The organism is Erwinia sp. PPS120 (assembly GCF_047918655.1).
Classification (GTDB): Bacteria; Pseudomonadota; Gammaproteobacteria; order Enterobacterales; family Enterobacteriaceae; genus Erwinia; species Erwinia tasmaniensis_A.
This window is the reverse complement of the sequence record NZ_JBLREF010000037.1, coordinates 153,690-169,766: the sequence shown is the minus strand read 5'-3', so window position 1 is coordinate 169,766 and position 16,077 is coordinate 153,690. Positions and strand designations below refer to the sequence as shown.

The following is a 16,077-nucleotide window of genomic DNA, read 5'->3' as shown; positions in this document are numbered from 1 at the left end:
AAAAATTTAAACCAGATGTAATCTGACGGACACCTGTATAAATAACCGGTAACTGTCAGATCAGGTCTGAGCTAATACAGTTTACGAAACATCAATATTGCTGTGTGTGCTTCCTACCCATCCTTCAAGTTTATCTGCCCAGTCTTGCATCATAACCTTTCGCTCATCAAGATAAGTTGCATGGTTGTATGTGCGACGAACATTGTTGGTATCAGCGTGCGCAAGTTGGGCCTCAATAGCATCAGGTCGATAGCCCATTTCGTTTAAACGCGTACTTCCTGTAGTTCGGGTAGCATGGGGGCTATAAATGCCACTCCATCCGAGGCTTTTAAGTAGCTGGCGCAGCGAGTGCGATGTCATTGCACCTAGCGGATTATCTCTGCCCGGGAAAAGGTGCTGCCGATGCCCGGTTAATCCCTGTAGTGTTCTGAGCATTTTGACAGCTTGGAAGGGTAGGGGAATAACATGTTCTCTGCGAGCTTTCATCCGCGCTGCCGGAATGGTCCACAGGGCGTTGTCAAGATCGAATTCTGTCCATTCAGCTTCGGTGGCTTCTGCAGGACGCGCTAATGTCCACCACATGAGCCACATGCAATAGTTAACCTGGTATGAGCCACGACTGTTATCAAAACAGCTTAATAGCTTCCCGATTTGCTGTGGGTTTAATGCCTGTTTGTGCTGTGTCTTATTCGCCGGAATCGCCTTACGCACTGACCAGACAGGATCGCTATCTGCTCTGAGCGTCGCCACCGCCAGTTCAAAAACGGATGAAATGGTGCGGCGGGCTTCAGCGGCAACTGTCGGTGCTCCTCGTTTAGCAGTTTCCTGAAGAATTTTAAGAATGTGGTATGGGGTGATCTCTCTGACCGGGAGCTTACCGATTGCGGGGAAAACCACACGTTCAAGCATATCCAGTCGCCGCGTTTTGGTTATTTCGGCCCAGTCTTTCATCTGCAACCACTCTTTGGCGATTAGCTCAAAGGTGTTGGATGCATCGTTGACCTTGCGAATCTTATCTAACTGACGAGCTTGTGTTGGGCTAACTCCATCCGCGACCTGCTTTCGCGCTTGCTCGCATTTCTCGCGAGCTTCGGCAAGTTTGACCGTCGGGTACTCACCTAGCGCAAACATACTGGATTTACCGTTGAGTTTAAATCGATAACGCCATGCCTTTTTGCCATTAGGTTTCACTTCGAGGTAGAGACCATTGAAATCATTGAGCCGATAGAGTTTTTCTTTCGGCTTGGCAGTGCGGCATTGCGTATCGGTGAGCATAACGGGGCCTTGTGTATTTATTATACCGTTATTGTACTCACTTAAAATGAAGATGGAAGAATATTGTACTCATCCATGTACTCATTTTTAATAGCGTTGTTACGAGATGAATTGAGACAGTATGAAATGAAAAATCCACGCAATTGCGTGGATTTTATAGAGTTTTACCGTTTCTATGAGATTCAGTGAAACCTCATAAGACCACAAAACTTATTTAGACGTTAAACAGGAAGTTCATCACGTCGCCATCTTTAACGATGTACTCTTTGCCTTCGGAGCGCATCTTACCGGCTTCTTTCGCGCCCTGTTCACCCTTGTAGGTGATGAAATCTTCATAGGCGATGGTCTGGGCGCGGATAAAGCCCTTCTCGAAGTCGGTGTGGATCTTACCGGCGGCCTGTGGAGCGGTAGCGCCGACCGGGATGGTCCAGGCACGAACCTCCTTCACGCCTGCGGTAAAGTAGGTTTGCAGATTCAGCAGGGCATAGCCCGCGCGGATCACGCGGTTCAGGCCTGGCTCTTCAATGCCCAGCTCGGCCATAAACTCTTCGCGATCGGCGTCTTCCAGCTCGGCGATATCGGATTCAACTGCCGCACACACGGCAACCACCACTGAGCCTTCGGCATCGGCGATTTCACGGACTTTGTCGAGGTAAGGATTGTTCTCGAAGCCGTCTTCGTTAACGTTGGCAATATACATGGTGGGCTTCAGGGTCAGGAAGCTCAGGTGGCGGATGGCCGCTCTGTCATCGTCGTTAAGATCCAGCGAGCGCAGCATACCGGCATTGGAAAGGTGCGGCAGGCACTTCTCCAGCGCGGCCTGCTCGGCCTTCGCGTCCTTGTCGCCGCCCTTAGCTTTTTTCTGCACGCGCTGCAGCGCACGTTCACAGGTATCCAGGTCAGAAAGCGCCAGCTCGGTATTGATAACGTCAATATCGTCAGCCGGATCGACCTTGTTATTCACGTGGATGATGTTGTCATTCTCGAAGCAGCGTACCACGTGGCCGATAGCTTCGGTTTCGCGGATGTTGGTCAGGAACTGATTACCCAGACCTTCGCCTTTCGAGGCGCCTTTCACCAGGCCGGCGATATCGACGAATTCCATGGTGGTCGGCAGGATACGCTGTGGCTTAACGATTTCCGCCAGCTTATCCAGACGGGAATCAGGCATTGGCACCACGCCGGTGTTTGGCTCAATGGTACAGAACGGGAAGTTAGCTGCTTCGATGCCCGCTTTGGTTAACGCATTGAACAGAGTCGATTTTCCGACGTTCGGCAGGCCCACAATACCGCATTTGAATCCCATGTTTGAATCACCTTAATTGCTTGATCGCCCGGCAGATATAACCGATTCCGGGCAATCGATGTTGAGTAACACTAAAAGTTTCCGCGCATTATACACGTAATTATCGCTGCGATGGGGGCGATTTCTCTCCGGCCCGTCAGGAAATGAGTTGAGATCCACTTCACATTTCCTGATACTGACCGGACTTTACAATTAACGGAGACGCAAGCGGATGCCGGGCTTCCTGCTTACGCCATCCTGAGTGCTTCCTTTCACCGCACGGCTCTCTCCACATGTGATATTTCTCACCGTAATGTTTAAAGCGGTGCAGGCGTGGCATAACTTAATAATATTGGAAAAAGTATGTTTAATTTCAGCAACCTTAAGGCAACGGACGTTAAAAACGACGTGCTGGCCGGTGCCGTTGTCTCGGTAGCGCTAATCCCGGAAGCGACGGCCTTCTCGCTGCTGGCCGGCCTGTCGCCCACGATTGGTCTGCACACCGCGTTTATCCTCGGGCTGGTCACCGCCTTCTTTGGCGGTAAGCCGGGCATGATTTCAGGCGCAGCCGGATCGATAATCGTGGTACTGATCGGTCTGATCCAAACCCATGGCTATCAGTATGTGCTGCTGGCGACGATTTTCGCCGGTGTTATTCAGCTGGCAATTGGCCTGTTTCGGCTGGGCAAGTTTATCCGGCTGGTGCCGCAGCCGGCGATTTACGGTTTCGTGAACGGGCTGGCGATTGTTATCGCTCTGGCGCAAATCCCGATGATTAAACATCAGGGGCCAGTGATGTACGGTCTGGTCGCGCTGGCGATGCTGATTGTCTGGCTGTTTCCAAAGTTTACCCGCGTCATCCCCGGTTCGCTGGCCGCGCTGATTGCGATCAGCGCCATTGCCATCGGGTTTGGCCTGGATACCAAACGCGTCGGAGACCTGGCCGATATCTCCGGTACGCTGCCTTTATTCCACCTGCCGGAGGCACCGCTGAGCTGGGCCACGCTAAAAGTGGTGCTGCCCTATTCGGTGATTATTGCGCTGGTAGGGCTGATTGAGTCGCTGCTGACCCTCGCGGTACTGGACGATATGGGCAGTAAAAAGGGCAACGGAAACCGGGAGTGCGTCGCACAGGGCATTGGTAACACTCTTTGCGGCTTCTTCGGCAGCTTCGCTGGCTGTGCGATGATCGGTCAGTCGATTATTAACTTTACCTCCGGCGGTCGCGGACGGATGTCCAATCTGGTTGGGGCCGTTCTGCTGATCCTGTTTGTTATCAGCCTGTCGAAATATATCGCGCTGCTGCCGGTGGCCGCGCTGGCCGGTATTATGTTTGTGGTCTGCATTAATACCTTTGAATGGACCTCGCTGCGTCGCCTTAAGCGCATGCCAAAGCCGGATGCGGTGATCATGGTCGCTGTTACCCTGGTGACCATCTATACCGATCTGGCCATGGCGGTGATCTGCGGCGTGATTATCTCGGCGCTGGTGTTTGCCTGGCAGCATGCGCGCATTACCATCGCAGAGCAGCGGGAAGAAGAGGGCGTGAAGACGTACCGGCTCGAAGGGCCGCTATTCTTTGGTTCGGCTGCCAGCTTTAACGAATTGTTTCACCCGGAGCAGGATTGCGAGGCGGTAGTGATTGATTTTGCCCATACGCGGGTGATGGATTCGAGCGGCGTGGAGGCGATTGATAAACTCACCAGCCGCTACGTGGAGGCGGGACGCAGCGTCAGGCTGCGGCATCTCAGCCGTGACTGCATCAGCCTGCTGAAGAAAGCGGGCCCGTTCTGCAGCCATGAGCTGGATGACCCTGACTATCAGGTGGCGGCAGACAGCGACTAATATCGCATCAGGCTTTAAACGCGTGAAGGCGATTCATCGCCTTCAGCTTATCTTCCTTCAGCCAGAGCTCGGTGCAGCGGGCAGCCTCATCTGTCGCACTGTCGATAAGCGCCTGCTCGGCGGCCTGAGGTTTACCCAGTACAAATCCCACCACTTTATTACGATCGCCGGGATGCCCAATGCCAATGCGCAGGCGGTGGAAGTCCTGGCTGTTGCCCAGCTTGCTGATGATATCCTTCAGCCCGTTATGACCGCCGTGGCCGCCACCCTGTTTAAACTTTGCGATACCGGGAAGCAGGTCCAGCTCATCATGCGCCACCAGAATCTCTTCCGGCGCGATGCGGTAAAAGGTTGCCATCGCGGCAACGGCTTTACCGCTCAGGTTCATAAAGGTGGTGGGCACCAGCAGGCGAACGTCATTGCCACCCAGGTTCAGGCGGGCGGTGTAGCCGTAGAATTTGCTCTCTTCCTTTAGGGACTGGTTGTGTCGTTCAGCCAGGAGATCAACGTACCAGGCTCCGGCGTTGTGGCGGGTTGCGGCATATTCAGCGCCGGGATTGGCAAGGCCCACAATCAGTTTAATGCTGCTCACTTGTCTCTGTTCCTGAAGAATGCGTTATCAGGAGGCTAGTGTACCTGGCACAACGGCAGAACTCAAAGTAACGCGCAGTCATGTGACGGAAGCCACACTAATCGCCCTGCGTGATAATAAGTTTTCTATAGTAAAACAGTCCTTTAGACGTAAAGTTATGTCAAACTTTAAGCAATAAATGTGATCGCACCCGCACCAGCCCAGTAATCCATTAGGTAAACTTATCGTACTTTGGGGTGGGTTATGCCCCGTTTTGCTTCTGGAGGTGGATGATGAAACGTAAACATGCTCATTATGCGGGTAACGTGCTGATGGTACTGGGTTTGGTAGTGATGCTGGCTGGCATTGCTTTTGCCGTACTGAACCAGCTTCCTCAGCTCCAGATGCCGCAGCTGATGATCCAGGGCTCAATACTTAGCATTTTCATCGGCGCGCTGCTGTGGCTGGCTGGCGCGCGCATTAGCGGACGTGAAAAGATAACCGATCACTACTACTGGGTGCGCCATTATGGCGATGAGCGCTGCCGTCGTCCTTCCGGCACCCATCACGGACATCATTAATTCTGCCCCCACAGCGCTCCGGAAAGGGGCGCTGTGGCACTGGGATTTGATAAAGCCCTTCCCGATCCCTGCACAGCTTCGTTTTTATAGAACTGTCGTAATAGCTCACAGTTAAAGTGACACTGTATTCACGTGCTGGCAGAAGGGCATAAACGCCAGCGTTTAAAGGGGATCGGTATTCGTCGGTGGGAACCGGGTGGCAGGGACGGCCAGCGTTGGCTATGCAGATAGCGTGAAAGAAGTGGGACGGGCCAACCCGTCCCGCGTTTATTAATGCTCGAACATCGCAGAAATAGACTCTTCATTGCTGATGCGACGAATCGCTTCAGCCAGCATGCCAGAGAGCGTAAGGGTACGCACGTTTGGCAGCGCCTTGATCTCTTCCGGCAGCGGAATGGTGTCGCAAACCACCACTTCATCAATCACCGAATGACGCAGATTTTCTACCGCATTACCTGAGAAAATAGGGTGCGTGGCGTAGGCGAATACGCGTTTGGCACCTCGTTCCTTCAGCGCCTCGGCAGCCTTACACAGTGTGCCGCCGGTATCGATCATATCGTCAACCAATACGCAGTCGCGGCCCGCCACGTCACCGATGATGTGCATCACCTGAGAGACGTTAGCACGCGGACGACGCTTGTCGATGATAGCCATGTCGGTATCGTTCAGCAGCTTGGCGATAGCACGGGCGCGAACCACGCCGCCGATATCCGGGGAAACCACAATCGGATTCACCAGACCAATCTGCAGCATATCTTCCAGCAGGATTGGGCTACCAAATACGTTATCAACCGGGACGTCAAAGAAGCCCTGAATCTGCTCTGCATGCAGATCCACGGTCAGGACGCGGTCAACACCGACGCTGGAAAGGAAGTCAGCAACCACTTTGGCGGTAATAGGGACGCGGGCAGAACGCACGCGACGATCCTGACGGGCATAGCCAAAGTAGGGGATAACGGCGGTAATACGGCCAGCGGAAGCGCGACGCAGGGCATCAACCATCACAACCAGTTCCATCAGGTTGTCATTGGTAGGGGCACAGGTGGACTGGATGATGAAAATATCACCACCGCGTACATTTTCGTTAATTTGTACGCTCACTTCACCATCACTGAAACGACCGACGGCGGCGTCGCCCAGGCTCGTGTAAAGGCGGTTGGCAATACGTTGTGCTAGTTCCGGGGTGGCGTTACCAGCAAAAAGCTTCATATCAGGCACGAGAAGAACCTCAGGCTTTGCGTCCAGAGAATGAACAACATCGTTAGCGGCACTGGGCGGTATACCGCTGACGGGTTCATACGGGTGTAGTAAAGAGTAGCCTGCGCATCAGGAACGGGCGATGCGACAACTTACTCTGATGACTCAGAAAGGCGGCGGTGCAGCGGCGAGATGTTAACGCCTCGCGCGACAAACCCCGGCCACTTTTCTGAAGCCAGCTCAAACACCTGGCGGGCAGAGCACTCGGTGTCGAATTCGGCAAACACACAAGCGCCCGTTCCCGTCAGGCGCGACGGCGCGTATTCTAGCAGCCAGGAAACAAGCTGTTCAACCTCACGAAAACGTTTTCTTACTACTGGCTCACAATCATTGCTGAAATCAGCCCGTAATAACTGACTGATTTCCCGTACCGGCGTGCTGCGATGAAGCTCGGGATCGTTGAAAACGACCGGCGTGGAAATGTTCACGCCGGGATGCAGCACCAGGTACCATTTCTCCTCCGGATGAACCGGCGTTAGCTGCTCGCCAACCCCTTCTGCAAAGGCGGCAAAACCCTGCACAAAAACCGGCACATCAGCGCCCAGCGTCAGGCCCAGCGCAGAAAGTTGTTCAGGCGCAAAGCCCGTTTGCCACAGATGATTGAGCGCCACCAGCACGGTGGCCGCATCGGACGAACCGCCGCCCAATCCCCCCCCCATCGGCAGCCGTTTTTCAAGGCTGATCCTGACGCCCGCCCCGGTTGAAATACGCCCTGCCCGCAGGGCGCTTTCCTTCAGTAGCGAAGCCGCGCGGAAGATCAGATTATTTTCTTCGGCCACGCCCGCAACGGGCGTAACCAGGCTGATTCTGCCGCTGGCGTTGGGTTCAAACGTCAGTTCGTCACCGTAGTCCAGAAACTGAAACAGCGTTTGCAGGTCATGATAACCGTCAGGCCGACGACCGGTGATATAGAGAAACAGGTTGAGTTTAGCGGGGGCAGGCCACGTCGTGCGGCTCAGCACCGGCTGAATATCGCCAGGTTTCATTTTACCGTCCAGCTGTCCATCTTCAGCTTGATACGCTGGTTGCCTTCCTGGAGCTCCAGATTTGAGGGCAGGGTGGGAGCAAGTTTGTTGTCATATCCCTGATAGGTGACGGTCCACTTCTGACCGTTACGGCTGTAGTTCACCTGGCGCAGACGATACTGGTCATCCAGCGCATAGTCTGTTGAGTCGCCCGGCAGGCCGAGGATCCACTGACGCAGGCTGTTGAGTGGAATGTCCATGCCGGTAAGCTGCGAGATCATTTTTTCCGCATCGTTGCTGACGTAGCGCTTGCCTTTGTTATCCACCAGCTGCACCACGCTGCCCTGCGCGTCCAGCTGCAGTTCGGTGCTGCCGAGCGGGTTGGTTAACAGCAGGCGGTAGCGATCGGGCGCGGTTTGCTGCCAGTTAAAACGGGCGTAAACTTTTTGGCTATCGGAGAGATAGGCAAAAGCGCCACGGGTTTGATAATGAGTAATTTTCTCAACGGATTGCTGGTGCTGTTGCCATTGTGGAGAGGTAATACTCTGCCCTGGCCCCTGGGGTTTATTAACGCTACAGGCAGCCAGCAGGACGCTGGCAAGCGGGAGAAGCCGCATCAGGCGGCGATTCTGCATAAACATAGGGGGTCAGCTCCTCAGACTTATCACGGGCGTTCATGCCCAAAGTAACCGTCCACGCTATCTATTCAACGGCATGTGGTCAATGCTCAATTTGTCTTATTTGCCCCTCAATGGCTATATCTTGTTACAGCCTGTGGCGAAGGATGGCTTTTCTTGATCTCGCGCATCTTGTAGAATGCGCCTCACAAAACCCTATCAACAGTGGGATATCCCCAACCAATCACCATGACGTTGCTGGCACTCGGAATAAATCATAAAACGGCTCCCGTTGCCCTGCGTGAACGCGTTACGTTCTCGCCGGAGACGTTGGATCAGGCCCTTAACAGCCTGCTGGCTCAGCCGCTGGTGCAGGGCGGCGTCGTGCTGTCTACCTGTAACCGGACCGAGTTATACTTAAGCGTCGAACAGCAGGAAAATCTGCAGGAACAGCTGGTGAAGTGGCTGTGTGACTACCACGGCCTGAGCGCCGATGACGTGCGCAAAAGTCTCTACTGGCATCAGGGCGATGAGGCGGTCAGTCATCTGATGCGCGTGGCCAGCGGGCTGGACTCACTGGTACTGGGCGAGCCGCAGATCCTGGGGCAGGTGAAGAAGGCCTATGCTGACTCCCATCGCGGGCACTCCCACTCCAGTGAGCTGGAGAGAATGTTCCAGAAGTCTTTCTCGGTTGCTAAACGCGTACGGACGGAAACCGAAATCGGCGCCAGTGCCGTCTCCGTTGCCTTTGCCGCCTGTACGCTGGCGCGGCAAATTTTCGAATCCCTGGCGACGGTAACCGTGATGCTGGTGGGGGCGGGCGAAACAATTGAGCTGGCGGCCCGTCATCTTCGTCAGCATGACGTGCAAAAGCTGATTATCGCCAACCGCACCCGTGAGCGCGCACAGACTCTGGCCAGCGAGGTGGGGGCCGAAGTGATTGGCCTGGCGGAGATCGACTCGCGTCTGGCCGAAGCCGATATTATCATCAGCTCCACCGCCAGCCCGCTGCCGATCATCGGTAAAGGCATGGTTGAGCGTGCGCTGAAGCAGCGCCGTAATCAGCCGATGCTGCTGGTTGATATTGCGGTTCCGCGCGACGTCGAGCCGGAAGTCGGCAAGCTGGCGAATGCCTATCTTTACAGCGTGGACGACCTTCAGGCGATTATCGAAAGTAATATGGCCCAGCGTAAGGCCGCGGCAATAGAAGCCGAGACCATTGTCCTGCAGGAGAGCGGCGAGTTTATGTCGTGGCTGCGCGCGCAAAGCGCCGTTGAAACCATCCGCGACTATCGTGCTCAGGCTGATGAAGTGCGTATCGGCCTTGAAGAGCGTGCGCTGGCCGCCCTTGCGCAGGGCGGCGACCCTCAGCAGGTGCTGCGCGAAATGGCGCACAAGCTGACCAACCGTTTGATCCACGCTCCAACCAAATCTCTTCAGCAGGCTGCCCGTGATGGGGATACCGAACGCCTGCAGATTTTACGCGACAGCCTCGGGCTGGATTAGCGTTTTCGCCTCTTTGAATACAAGGTAAAACAAGACTAATGAAGCCTTCTATTGTTGCCAAACTGGAAGCCCTGCAGGAACGCCACGAAGAAGTGGAGGTTATGCTGGGGGATGCGGGGGTAATTGCCGATCAGGAGCGTTTCCGCGCACTGTCGCGGGAATATGCTCAGTTGACCGACGTGAGCCAGTGTTTCCGTCGCTGGCAGCAGACTCAGGATGATATCGCCACCGCAGAAGAGATGCTGGCGGATCCTGAAATGCGTGATATGGCACAGGATGAGCTGAAAGAGGCTCAGGCGGCCAGCGAAGGGCTTGAGCAGGCGCTACAGGTGCTTTTGCTGCCGAAAGACCCCGACGATGAGCGCAACTGCTATCTGGAAGTGCGCGCGGGAACCGGCGGCGATGAAGCGGCGATTTTCGCGGGCGATCTGTTCCGCATGTACAGCCGCTACGCTGAAGCCCGCCGCTGGAAGATAGAGGTACTCAGCGCCAACGAAGGCGAGCACGGCGGCTATAAAGAAGTGATCGCCAAAGTCATTGGCGACGGCGCCTATGGCCGTCTGAAGTTTGAATCCGGCGGCCATCGCGTTCAGCGCGTACCGGAAACGGAATCGCAGGGGCGTATTCACACCTCCGCCTGCACCGTGGCGATTATGCCCGAGCTGCCGGAGGCCGAACTGCCGGATATCAATCCGGGTGATCTGAAAATCGATACCTTCCGCTCCTCGGGCGCGGGCGGTCAGCACGTTAACACCACCGATTCCGCCATCCGTATTACCCACCTGCCAACCGGCATCGTGGTGGAGTGTCAGGATGAGCGTTCGCAGCATAAAAACAAAGCCAAAGCGCTGGCGGTGCTGGGTGCGCGTATTCGTGCGGCCGAAATGGCCAAACGCCAGCTGGAAGAGGCCTCCACGCGCCGCAACCTGCTGGGCAGCGGTGACCGCTCGGACCGCAACCGCACCTATAACTATCCGCAGGGGCGCATAACCGATCACCGCATTAACCTGACGCTTTACCGTCTGGATGAGGCGATGCAGGGTAAGCTTGATATGCTGATTGAACCTATCGTTCAGGAATATCAGGCGGACCAGCTGGCTGCGCTGTCCGAGCAGGATTAATGGAAATTCGTCAGTGGCTGCGCGCCGCCATTGCCCGCCTGCCGGGCAGTGACAGCGCGAAGCGCGATGCACAAATTTTGCTGGGATTCGTCACCGGCAAATCCCGCAGCTGGCTGATGGCCTTTGACGACCAGCTGCTCAGCCCTGAGCAGCTGACACAGCTGGAGGCGCTGCTGCTGCGCCGGGCTGGCGGCGAGCCGGTAGCTTATCTGACCGGTGAGCGCGAATTCTGGTCCCTTTCCCTGCTGGTTTCCCCTGAGACGCTGATCCCCCGGCCTGATACCGAGCTTCTGGTTGAACAGGCGTTGCAGCATCTGCCGACTACGCCTGCGACGGTGCTTGATCTGGGCACCGGGACCGGCGCCGTCGCACTGGCGATCGCCAGCGAGCGGCCCGACTGCCGCGTGACCGGTGTGGACCGCATCCCTGGCGCCGTCAGGCTGGCGGAGCGCAACGGGCAGCGCCTGGGCATGACCAACGCCACTTTTTGCCTCAGCGACTGGTTTAGCGCCCTGGAGGCGTCTCACTTCAATCTTATTGTCAGTAATCCACCCTATATTGATCGCGATGACGTCCATTTGCAGCAGGGCGATGTACGCTTTGAGCCAGCCAGCGCGCTGATCGCTGACGATAATGGCCTGGCTGACATCGTGCTGATCGCGGCTCAGGCCGCAAGGTATTTGCTCCCCGGCGGCTGGCTCCTGCTTGAGCACGGCTGGCAGCAGGCGAAGCGGGTACGGCGTATTTTACTTGAAAATCACTTTGTACAGGTGGACACCCTGCAGGATTACGGCGGGAATGACCGCGTCACCCGTGCACAGACTCCCTTACAGAGGAACTAAACATGATCGCATGGTACAGCCTGATTAAAAACCTTCATCTTCTGACCGTGGGGATTACCGCGCTGATGCTTGTGCTGCGTTTTTACTGGCTCCAGCGCGGTTCGGTGATGCTACAGCAGCGCTGGGTGCGGATCGTGCCACATCTGAACGATACGCTGCTGCTGCTTTCAGGTATTCTGTTGGTGGTAATAACGCATTTTTACCCGTTTACGCCTCAGGGAGCCTGGCTGACTGAGAAGCTGTTTGGCGTTATTATCTATATTGCGCTCGGATTCGTGGCCCTCGGGCGGCGCCCCCGGGCGCAAAAAGTACGCTGGATTGCGTTTATTGTGGCGGTTGCAACGCTGGTGATTATTTACAGACTGGCTACAACCAAAGTGCCACTGTTGGGGATTTTATGACGTCGATAGCAAATGTAGATCTCACAGCGCTTCCGCTCTGTGAGGCGGTGATCGCCGCGATGCAGGCGATTCGCCCCGATTTTCCTGCTGGTGACGTTCATAAGCAGCTGGCTGCGCTGGTGAAAGAGGCCCGCGACCAGCTACCGGGTCAGTTAGAACAGGATCAAAAGCTGGAAAAGCTGATTGAGCTGTTTTGGCAGACATGGGGTTTTGGCGGTGCGAGCGGCGTTTATCGCCTGTCGGATACGCTGTGGCTGGACAATGTACTGAAAACACGGCAGGGCACGGCCGTGTCGCTGGGGGTCATTTTCCTGCATATTGCCAGAGAACTTTCTCTGCCGCTGATGCCGGTTATTTTCCCCACGCAGCTGATCCTGCGGGCGGACTGGCTGGATGAAGAGATGTGGCTGATTAACCCTTTCGATGGCGAAACGCTGAGCGAACATACGCTGGAAGTGTGGCTGAAGGGGAATATTGGGCCGATAGCCGAGCTGTATGATGACGATCTGCAGGAAGCGGAGCCGCATCTGGTATTAAGCAAAATGCTGGACACCTTAAAGTCCGCGCTGATGGAAGAGAAGCAGATGGAGCTGGCGCTGCAGGTCAGTCAGTTGCTGGTGCAGATGGATCCGGAAGATCCCTATGAAATCCGCGATCGCGGGCTGATTTTTGCCCAGCTGGATTGCGAACATATTGCGCTAAACGATCTGGCCTATTTTGTTGAACAGTGCCCGGAAGATCCGGTTAGCGAAATGATTAAGCTACAGATCCACTCAATTGAACAAAAGCAGATTACGCTGCACTAATCTGTGTTTGCCGCCGTCACCAGGGTGCCAACGCGCGACTGTGTGAAAGTGGCGGGCGACTATTTCTGCATGGATAAGGCGATGACATGAAACAAAAAGTGGTTAACATTGGTGATATCAGGGTCGGTAACGATCTGCCGTTCGTCCTGTTTGGTGGCATGAACGTGCTGGAATCGCGCGATCTGGCGATGCGTATTTGCGAACATTACGTCACCGTCACGCAGAAGCTGGGTATTCCTTACGTTTTTAAAGCCTCTTTTGATAAGGCCAACCGCTCCTCCATTCGCTCCTACCGTGGGCCGGGACTGGAAGAGGGGATGAAAATTTTCCTGGAGCTGAAGCAGGCTTTTGGCGTGAAAATCATTACCGACGTGCATGAAGCCAGCCAGGCGCAGGCCGTGGCCGACGTGGTGGATGTTATTCAGCTGCCCGCCTTCCTTGCCCGTCAGACCGACCTGGTGGAAGCCATGGCGAAAACCGGCGCGGTGATCAACGTGAAGAAACCGCAGTTTGTCAGCCCAGGGCAGATGGGAAATATTGTTGAGAAATTTGCCGAGGGCGGCAACGAGCAGGTGATCCTGTGCGATCGCGGTGCCAACTTTGGCTACGATAACCTGGTTGTGGATATGCTCGGCTTTAACGTTATGAAGCAGGTCTCTCACGGCAGTCCGGTCATTTTTGATGTGACCCATGCGCTCCAGTGTCGCGACCCCTTTGGCTCCGCGTCGGGTGGCCGTCGTGGTCAGGTCACCGAACTGGCCCGTGCCGGTATGGCCGTTGGGCTGGCAGGCCTGTTTATTGAAGCGCACCCGGATCCGGCTAACGCAAAATGCGACGGCCCGTCAGCGCTGCCGCTTGATAAGCTTGAGCCATTCCTTTCACAGATTAAAGCTATCGACGATCTGGTGAAGAACTTCCCCGCGCTGGATACCAGCAGCTAGTTGAAATAAAGCGGGCGCCATCCCGGCGCCCGCTTTACTGTGCACGTTCCCGCGCTGCAAAAGCTTTACATCCCTTCCTTACGGCTAAAGCATAATGGTCATCAGATACCCGACAAACAGCGCCAGGTGCGCGGCGCCATTCAGTACATTGGTTCGTCCGGTTGAGAACGAGATCTGACACAGCAGCAGGGCGGCCACCATCACCACCATTTGCGAGGACTCAAGCCCAAATATCAATTGCTGACCGGTGAGGGTAGCAATAATGGTAACGGCCGGAACGGTCAGAGAGATAGTCGCCAGCACGGAACCAAAGAAGAGATTCATGGCGCGCTGCACCTGGTTTGCCAGTACGGCTTTAATCGCGCCCAGCCCTTCGGGGGAGAGGATAAGCAGCGCAACCAGGAAGCCGGTAAACTGCTCAGGCGCATGCAGTTCGGTCAGCAGTGATTCCAGCGTGTTGGCGTTCATCTTGGTGACCGCAATGACCGCAACCAGATGGACAATCAGCCAGATGGTATGCCACAGACTGGAGTGGGCTGAGGGTTTGCCATGATGGGGATCGTCCCCTTCATCTTCATGCTCGTAAACAAACAGGCTCTGATGGGTCTTGGTCTGGATCAGCAGGAATACGCCATACATTGCTGCAGAAAGGGCTGAGATTAACAGCGCCTGTCCCGGCGTAAAGTTTCCACCGGGCAGCGCGTTAGGGAAGACCAGCACCAGAATACCCAGTGGGAAAATGGCAATCAGATACTGTTTCACCCCGGCCAGATTGACATACTGGGTAGCAAATTTGCGCCCCCCCAGCAGCAGTGCGGCCCCCACCAGTCCACAGGTCACAATCATGATGATTGAGTAAAGCGTATCGCGCATCAGCGCGGGTGCGGCGTCTCCCGTGGCCATCAGGGCGGAAATCAGGCTGACTTCAAGTATGACTACCGACAGGCTGAGGATCAGGGAGCCGTAGGGTTCTCCCAGTCGATGGGCCAGCACGTCAGCATGACGCACTACGCTAAAGGCGCTGCTCAGGATGGCGACCAGCGCCAGCAGGTTGATTCCTACCACAACGGACAGTGAACCAGATGCACCCCAAAACCAGAGTACGGCCAGTGCGGCAAGGGGGAGAATAAGAGAGTACTCAGTGTGGCGTGTTTTGCCGCTGTCGTTCGAACTCATAGGCTTTTGACCCTTTTATCTGATAGTTAATCCAGGAGGCAATGGCTGCGTTAGCTTCTACAATAATGGTAAGAAGTGGTGATAATACAAGCGGTCGCAGTATAAGGCCTGACGAGGTGAAATGCCTGACATTTTACGAAATATTACCGAATGGCTCTGTTTTTAGCTGAAGGCGGTATTTCGATAGAGAGATATTTTATCTATCTGTATCCTATAGGGTATTAAAAAGGTTTGTCGCGGATTATACGCGAAATAAAGGGCCTTTCAGGCCGGATTATTACCCCTGATGCAGGCTTTATCCATTTTTCAGGCGTAATGACATATAAAACACTAACTGGCGATCTGGCAGGATCTCTACCAGGCTGGTAGCAGTGTAAAAGAGGAGATAACCTATGCCCTATAAAACCCGATCATCCCTGCCGGATAGCGTTAAAAATGTGCTACCCGCACACGCGCAGGATATCTATCAGGCCGCCTTTAACAGCGCCTGGGAGGAATATAAGGACCAGGAAGAGCGTCGTGGCAATGAGTCGCAGGAGGAGGTCGCGCATAAAGTTGCCTGGGCTGCGGTTAAACATCAGTACCATAAGGGGGACGACGATAAGTGGCATAAGAAGTAATGTTGTCAAGCGGGGGAACAGGGGAGAATTGGCCTGTAAAGGGCAGGACGACCCGCAGCGCTGCCTGCCAGCGCCGCTCTTCATAAGCAAATAATTCCTTTTAACCCCAAGATTACCCTTCATTTTACGTTTCTGTGCGCTTTATGTTCAACCTCAACCTCAACCTCAACCTCAACCTCACTGACGCCCTTCAGCGGCAATCAGATCCCCCCGGCTATTGCGCGCTGAAGTTTGCCTTAATGCTGCCGATGATCTCCGTGACGAATTA

General features: G+C 55.0%; 16 protein-coding genes. 9 read left to right on the top strand and 7 right to left on the bottom strand.

From position 1 onward, the window contains the following. Positions 1 to 81 precede the first annotated feature (81 nt). Both ACLRGG_RS18095 and ychF read right to left on the bottom strand, forming a co-directional pair. Positions 82 to 1,275 (bottom strand): tyrosine-type recombinase/integrase, encoded by a 1,194-nt coding sequence (locus ACLRGG_RS18095; protein ID WP_416251063.1) that lies wholly within the window; start codon positions 1,273 to 1,275, stop codon positions 82 to 84. Between the two features lie 214 nt (positions 1,276 to 1,489). After that, on the bottom strand, positions 1,490 to 2,581 hold the full coding sequence (gene ychF, locus ACLRGG_RS18090; protein WP_416251062.1) for a redox-regulated ATPase YchF: 1,092 nt from the start codon (positions 2,579 to 2,581) through the stop codon (positions 1,490 to 1,492). A 342-nt stretch (positions 2,582 to 2,923) separates the two neighbouring features. On the opposite strand from ychF, the gene ACLRGG_RS18085 reads away from it, so the two are divergent. After that, positions 2,924 to 4,405: a SulP family inorganic anion transporter gene (locus ACLRGG_RS18085; protein ID WP_416251061.1), complete on the top strand. Its 1,482-nt coding sequence runs from the start codon at positions 2,924 to 2,926 to the stop codon at positions 4,403 to 4,405. A 7-nt stretch (positions 4,406 to 4,412) separates the two neighbouring features. Here the strand turns inward: ACLRGG_RS18085 and pth are convergent, their stop codons facing one another. Continuing rightward, entirely contained in the window at positions 4,413 to 4,997 is a 585-nt protein-coding gene (gene pth, locus ACLRGG_RS18080) for an aminoacyl-tRNA hydrolase (RefSeq protein ID WP_416251060.1), read from the bottom strand. Positions 4,998 to 5,269: 272 nt separating this feature from the next. Here pth and ychH point away from each other — a divergent pair, with 272 nt between their 5' ends. Beyond that, the gene (gene ychH, locus ACLRGG_RS18075; RefSeq protein ID WP_416251071.1) at positions 5,270 to 5,557 is read left to right on the top strand and encodes a stress-induced protein YchH; all 288 of its coding nucleotides are present in this window, start codon (positions 5,270 to 5,272) and stop codon (positions 5,555 to 5,557) included. A gap of 270 nt (positions 5,558 to 5,827) precedes the next feature. Here ychH and prs read toward each other — a convergent pair whose 3' ends face one another. From prs to lolB, 3 genes are all read right to left on the bottom strand, one after another. Further along, complete coding sequence (gene prs, locus ACLRGG_RS18070; protein WP_156484946.1) at positions 5,828 to 6,775, bottom strand: ribose-phosphate diphosphokinase; 948 nt, start codon at positions 6,773 to 6,775, stop codon at positions 5,828 to 5,830. 131 nt (positions 6,776 to 6,906) lie between these two features. Beyond that, positions 6,907 to 7,800, bottom strand: a complete 894-nt coding sequence (gene ispE, locus ACLRGG_RS18065; RefSeq protein WP_416251059.1) for a 4-(cytidine 5'-diphospho)-2-C-methyl-D-erythritol kinase — start codon at positions 7,798 to 7,800, stop codon at positions 6,907 to 6,909. Further along, on the bottom strand, positions 7,797 to 8,420 hold the full coding sequence (lolB, locus tag ACLRGG_RS18060; RefSeq protein ID WP_416251058.1) for a lipoprotein insertase outer membrane protein LolB: 624 nt from the start codon (positions 8,418 to 8,420) through the stop codon (positions 7,797 to 7,799). The genes ispE and lolB overlap by 4 nt, the downstream gene beginning before the upstream one ends. A gap of 225 nt (positions 8,421 to 8,645) precedes the next feature. Between lolB and hemA the strand changes: the two genes are divergently transcribed. The 6 genes from hemA to kdsA all read left to right on the top strand — a co-directional run bounded on the left by hemA (position 8,646) and on the right by kdsA (position 14,013). Beyond that, positions 8,646 to 9,902, top strand: coding sequence for a glutamyl-tRNA reductase (gene hemA, locus ACLRGG_RS18055; RefSeq protein WP_416251057.1), 1,257 nt, complete (start codon positions 8,646 to 8,648; stop codon positions 9,900 to 9,902). A gap of 38 nt (positions 9,903 to 9,940) precedes the next feature. Beyond that, positions 9,941 to 11,023: a peptide chain release factor 1 gene (gene prfA, locus ACLRGG_RS18050; protein ID WP_416251056.1), complete on the top strand. Its 1,083-nt coding sequence runs from the start codon at positions 9,941 to 9,943 to the stop codon at positions 11,021 to 11,023. Then, positions 11,023 to 11,865 (top strand): peptide chain release factor N(5)-glutamine methyltransferase, encoded by an 843-nt coding sequence (gene prmC / locus ACLRGG_RS18045; protein ID WP_416251055.1) that lies wholly within the window; start codon positions 11,023 to 11,025, stop codon positions 11,863 to 11,865. The genes prfA and prmC overlap by 1 nt, the downstream gene beginning before the upstream one ends. Before the next feature lie 2 nt (positions 11,866 to 11,867). After that, positions 11,868 to 12,266: a SirB2 family protein gene (locus ACLRGG_RS18040; RefSeq protein ID WP_416251054.1), complete on the top strand. Its 399-nt coding sequence runs from the start codon at positions 11,868 to 11,870 to the stop codon at positions 12,264 to 12,266. After that, complete coding sequence (sirB1, locus tag ACLRGG_RS18035; protein WP_416251053.1) at positions 12,263 to 13,072, top strand: invasion regulator SirB1; 810 nt, start codon at positions 12,263 to 12,265, stop codon at positions 13,070 to 13,072. The genes ACLRGG_RS18040 and sirB1 overlap by 4 nt, the downstream gene beginning before the upstream one ends. Positions 13,073 to 13,158: 86 nt before the next feature. Continuing rightward, complete coding sequence (gene kdsA, locus ACLRGG_RS18030) at positions 13,159 to 14,013, top strand: 3-deoxy-8-phosphooctulonate synthase (protein ID WP_416251052.1); 855 nt, start codon at positions 13,159 to 13,161, stop codon at positions 14,011 to 14,013. An 84-nt stretch (positions 14,014 to 14,097) separates the two neighbouring features. Here the strand turns inward: kdsA and chaA are convergent, their stop codons facing one another. Next, positions 14,098 to 15,189 (bottom strand): sodium-potassium/proton antiporter ChaA, encoded by a 1,092-nt coding sequence (gene chaA / locus ACLRGG_RS18025; protein WP_416251051.1) that lies wholly within the window; start codon positions 15,187 to 15,189, stop codon positions 14,098 to 14,100. A gap of 392 nt (positions 15,190 to 15,581) precedes the next feature. Here chaA and chaB point away from each other — a divergent pair, with 392 nt between their 5' ends. Beyond that, on the top strand, positions 15,582 to 15,809 hold the full coding sequence (gene chaB, locus ACLRGG_RS18020) for a putative cation transport regulator ChaB (protein ID WP_416251050.1): 228 nt from the start codon (positions 15,582 to 15,584) through the stop codon (positions 15,807 to 15,809). The last annotated feature ends 268 nt before the right edge of the window (positions 15,810 to 16,077 follow it).

Coding starts and splice junctions, on each gene's coding strand:
- lolB (WP_416251058.1), bottom strand. CDS start 8,420: ATGTTTATGCAGAATCGCCGCCTGATGCGGCTTCTCCCGCTTGCCAGC.
- ispE (WP_416251059.1), bottom strand. CDS start 7,800: ATGAAACCTGGCGATATTCAGCCGGTGCTGAGCCGCACGACGTGGCCT.
- ACLRGG_RS18085 (WP_416251061.1), top strand. CDS start 2,924: ATGTTTAATTTCAGCAACCTTAAGGCAACGGACGTTAAAAACGACGTG.
- chaB (WP_416251050.1), top strand. CDS start 15,582: ATGCCCTATAAAACCCGATCATCCCTGCCGGATAGCGTTAAAAATGTG.
- hemA (WP_416251057.1), top strand. CDS start 8,646: ATGACGTTGCTGGCACTCGGAATAAATCATAAAACGGCTCCCGTTGCC.
- ACLRGG_RS18095 (WP_416251063.1), bottom strand. CDS start 1,275: ATGCTCACCGATACGCAATGCCGCACTGCCAAGCCGAAAGAAAAACTC.
- prfA (WP_416251056.1), top strand. CDS start 9,941: ATGAAGCCTTCTATTGTTGCCAAACTGGAAGCCCTGCAGGAACGCCAC.
- ACLRGG_RS18040 (WP_416251054.1), top strand. CDS start 11,868: ATGATCGCATGGTACAGCCTGATTAAAAACCTTCATCTTCTGACCGTG.
- ychF (WP_416251062.1), bottom strand. CDS start 2,581: ATGGGATTCAAATGCGGTATTGTGGGCCTGCCGAACGTCGGAAAATCG.
- kdsA (WP_416251052.1), top strand. CDS start 13,159: ATGAAACAAAAAGTGGTTAACATTGGTGATATCAGGGTCGGTAACGAT.
- sirB1 (WP_416251053.1), top strand. CDS start 12,263: ATGACGTCGATAGCAAATGTAGATCTCACAGCGCTTCCGCTCTGTGAG.
- ychH (WP_416251071.1), top strand. CDS start 5,270: ATGAAACGTAAACATGCTCATTATGCGGGTAACGTGCTGATGGTACTG.
- chaA (WP_416251051.1), bottom strand. CDS start 15,189: ATGAGTTCGAACGACAGCGGCAAAACACGCCACACTGAGTACTCTCTT.
- prmC (WP_416251055.1), top strand. CDS start 11,023: ATGGAAATTCGTCAGTGGCTGCGCGCCGCCATTGCCCGCCTGCCGGGC.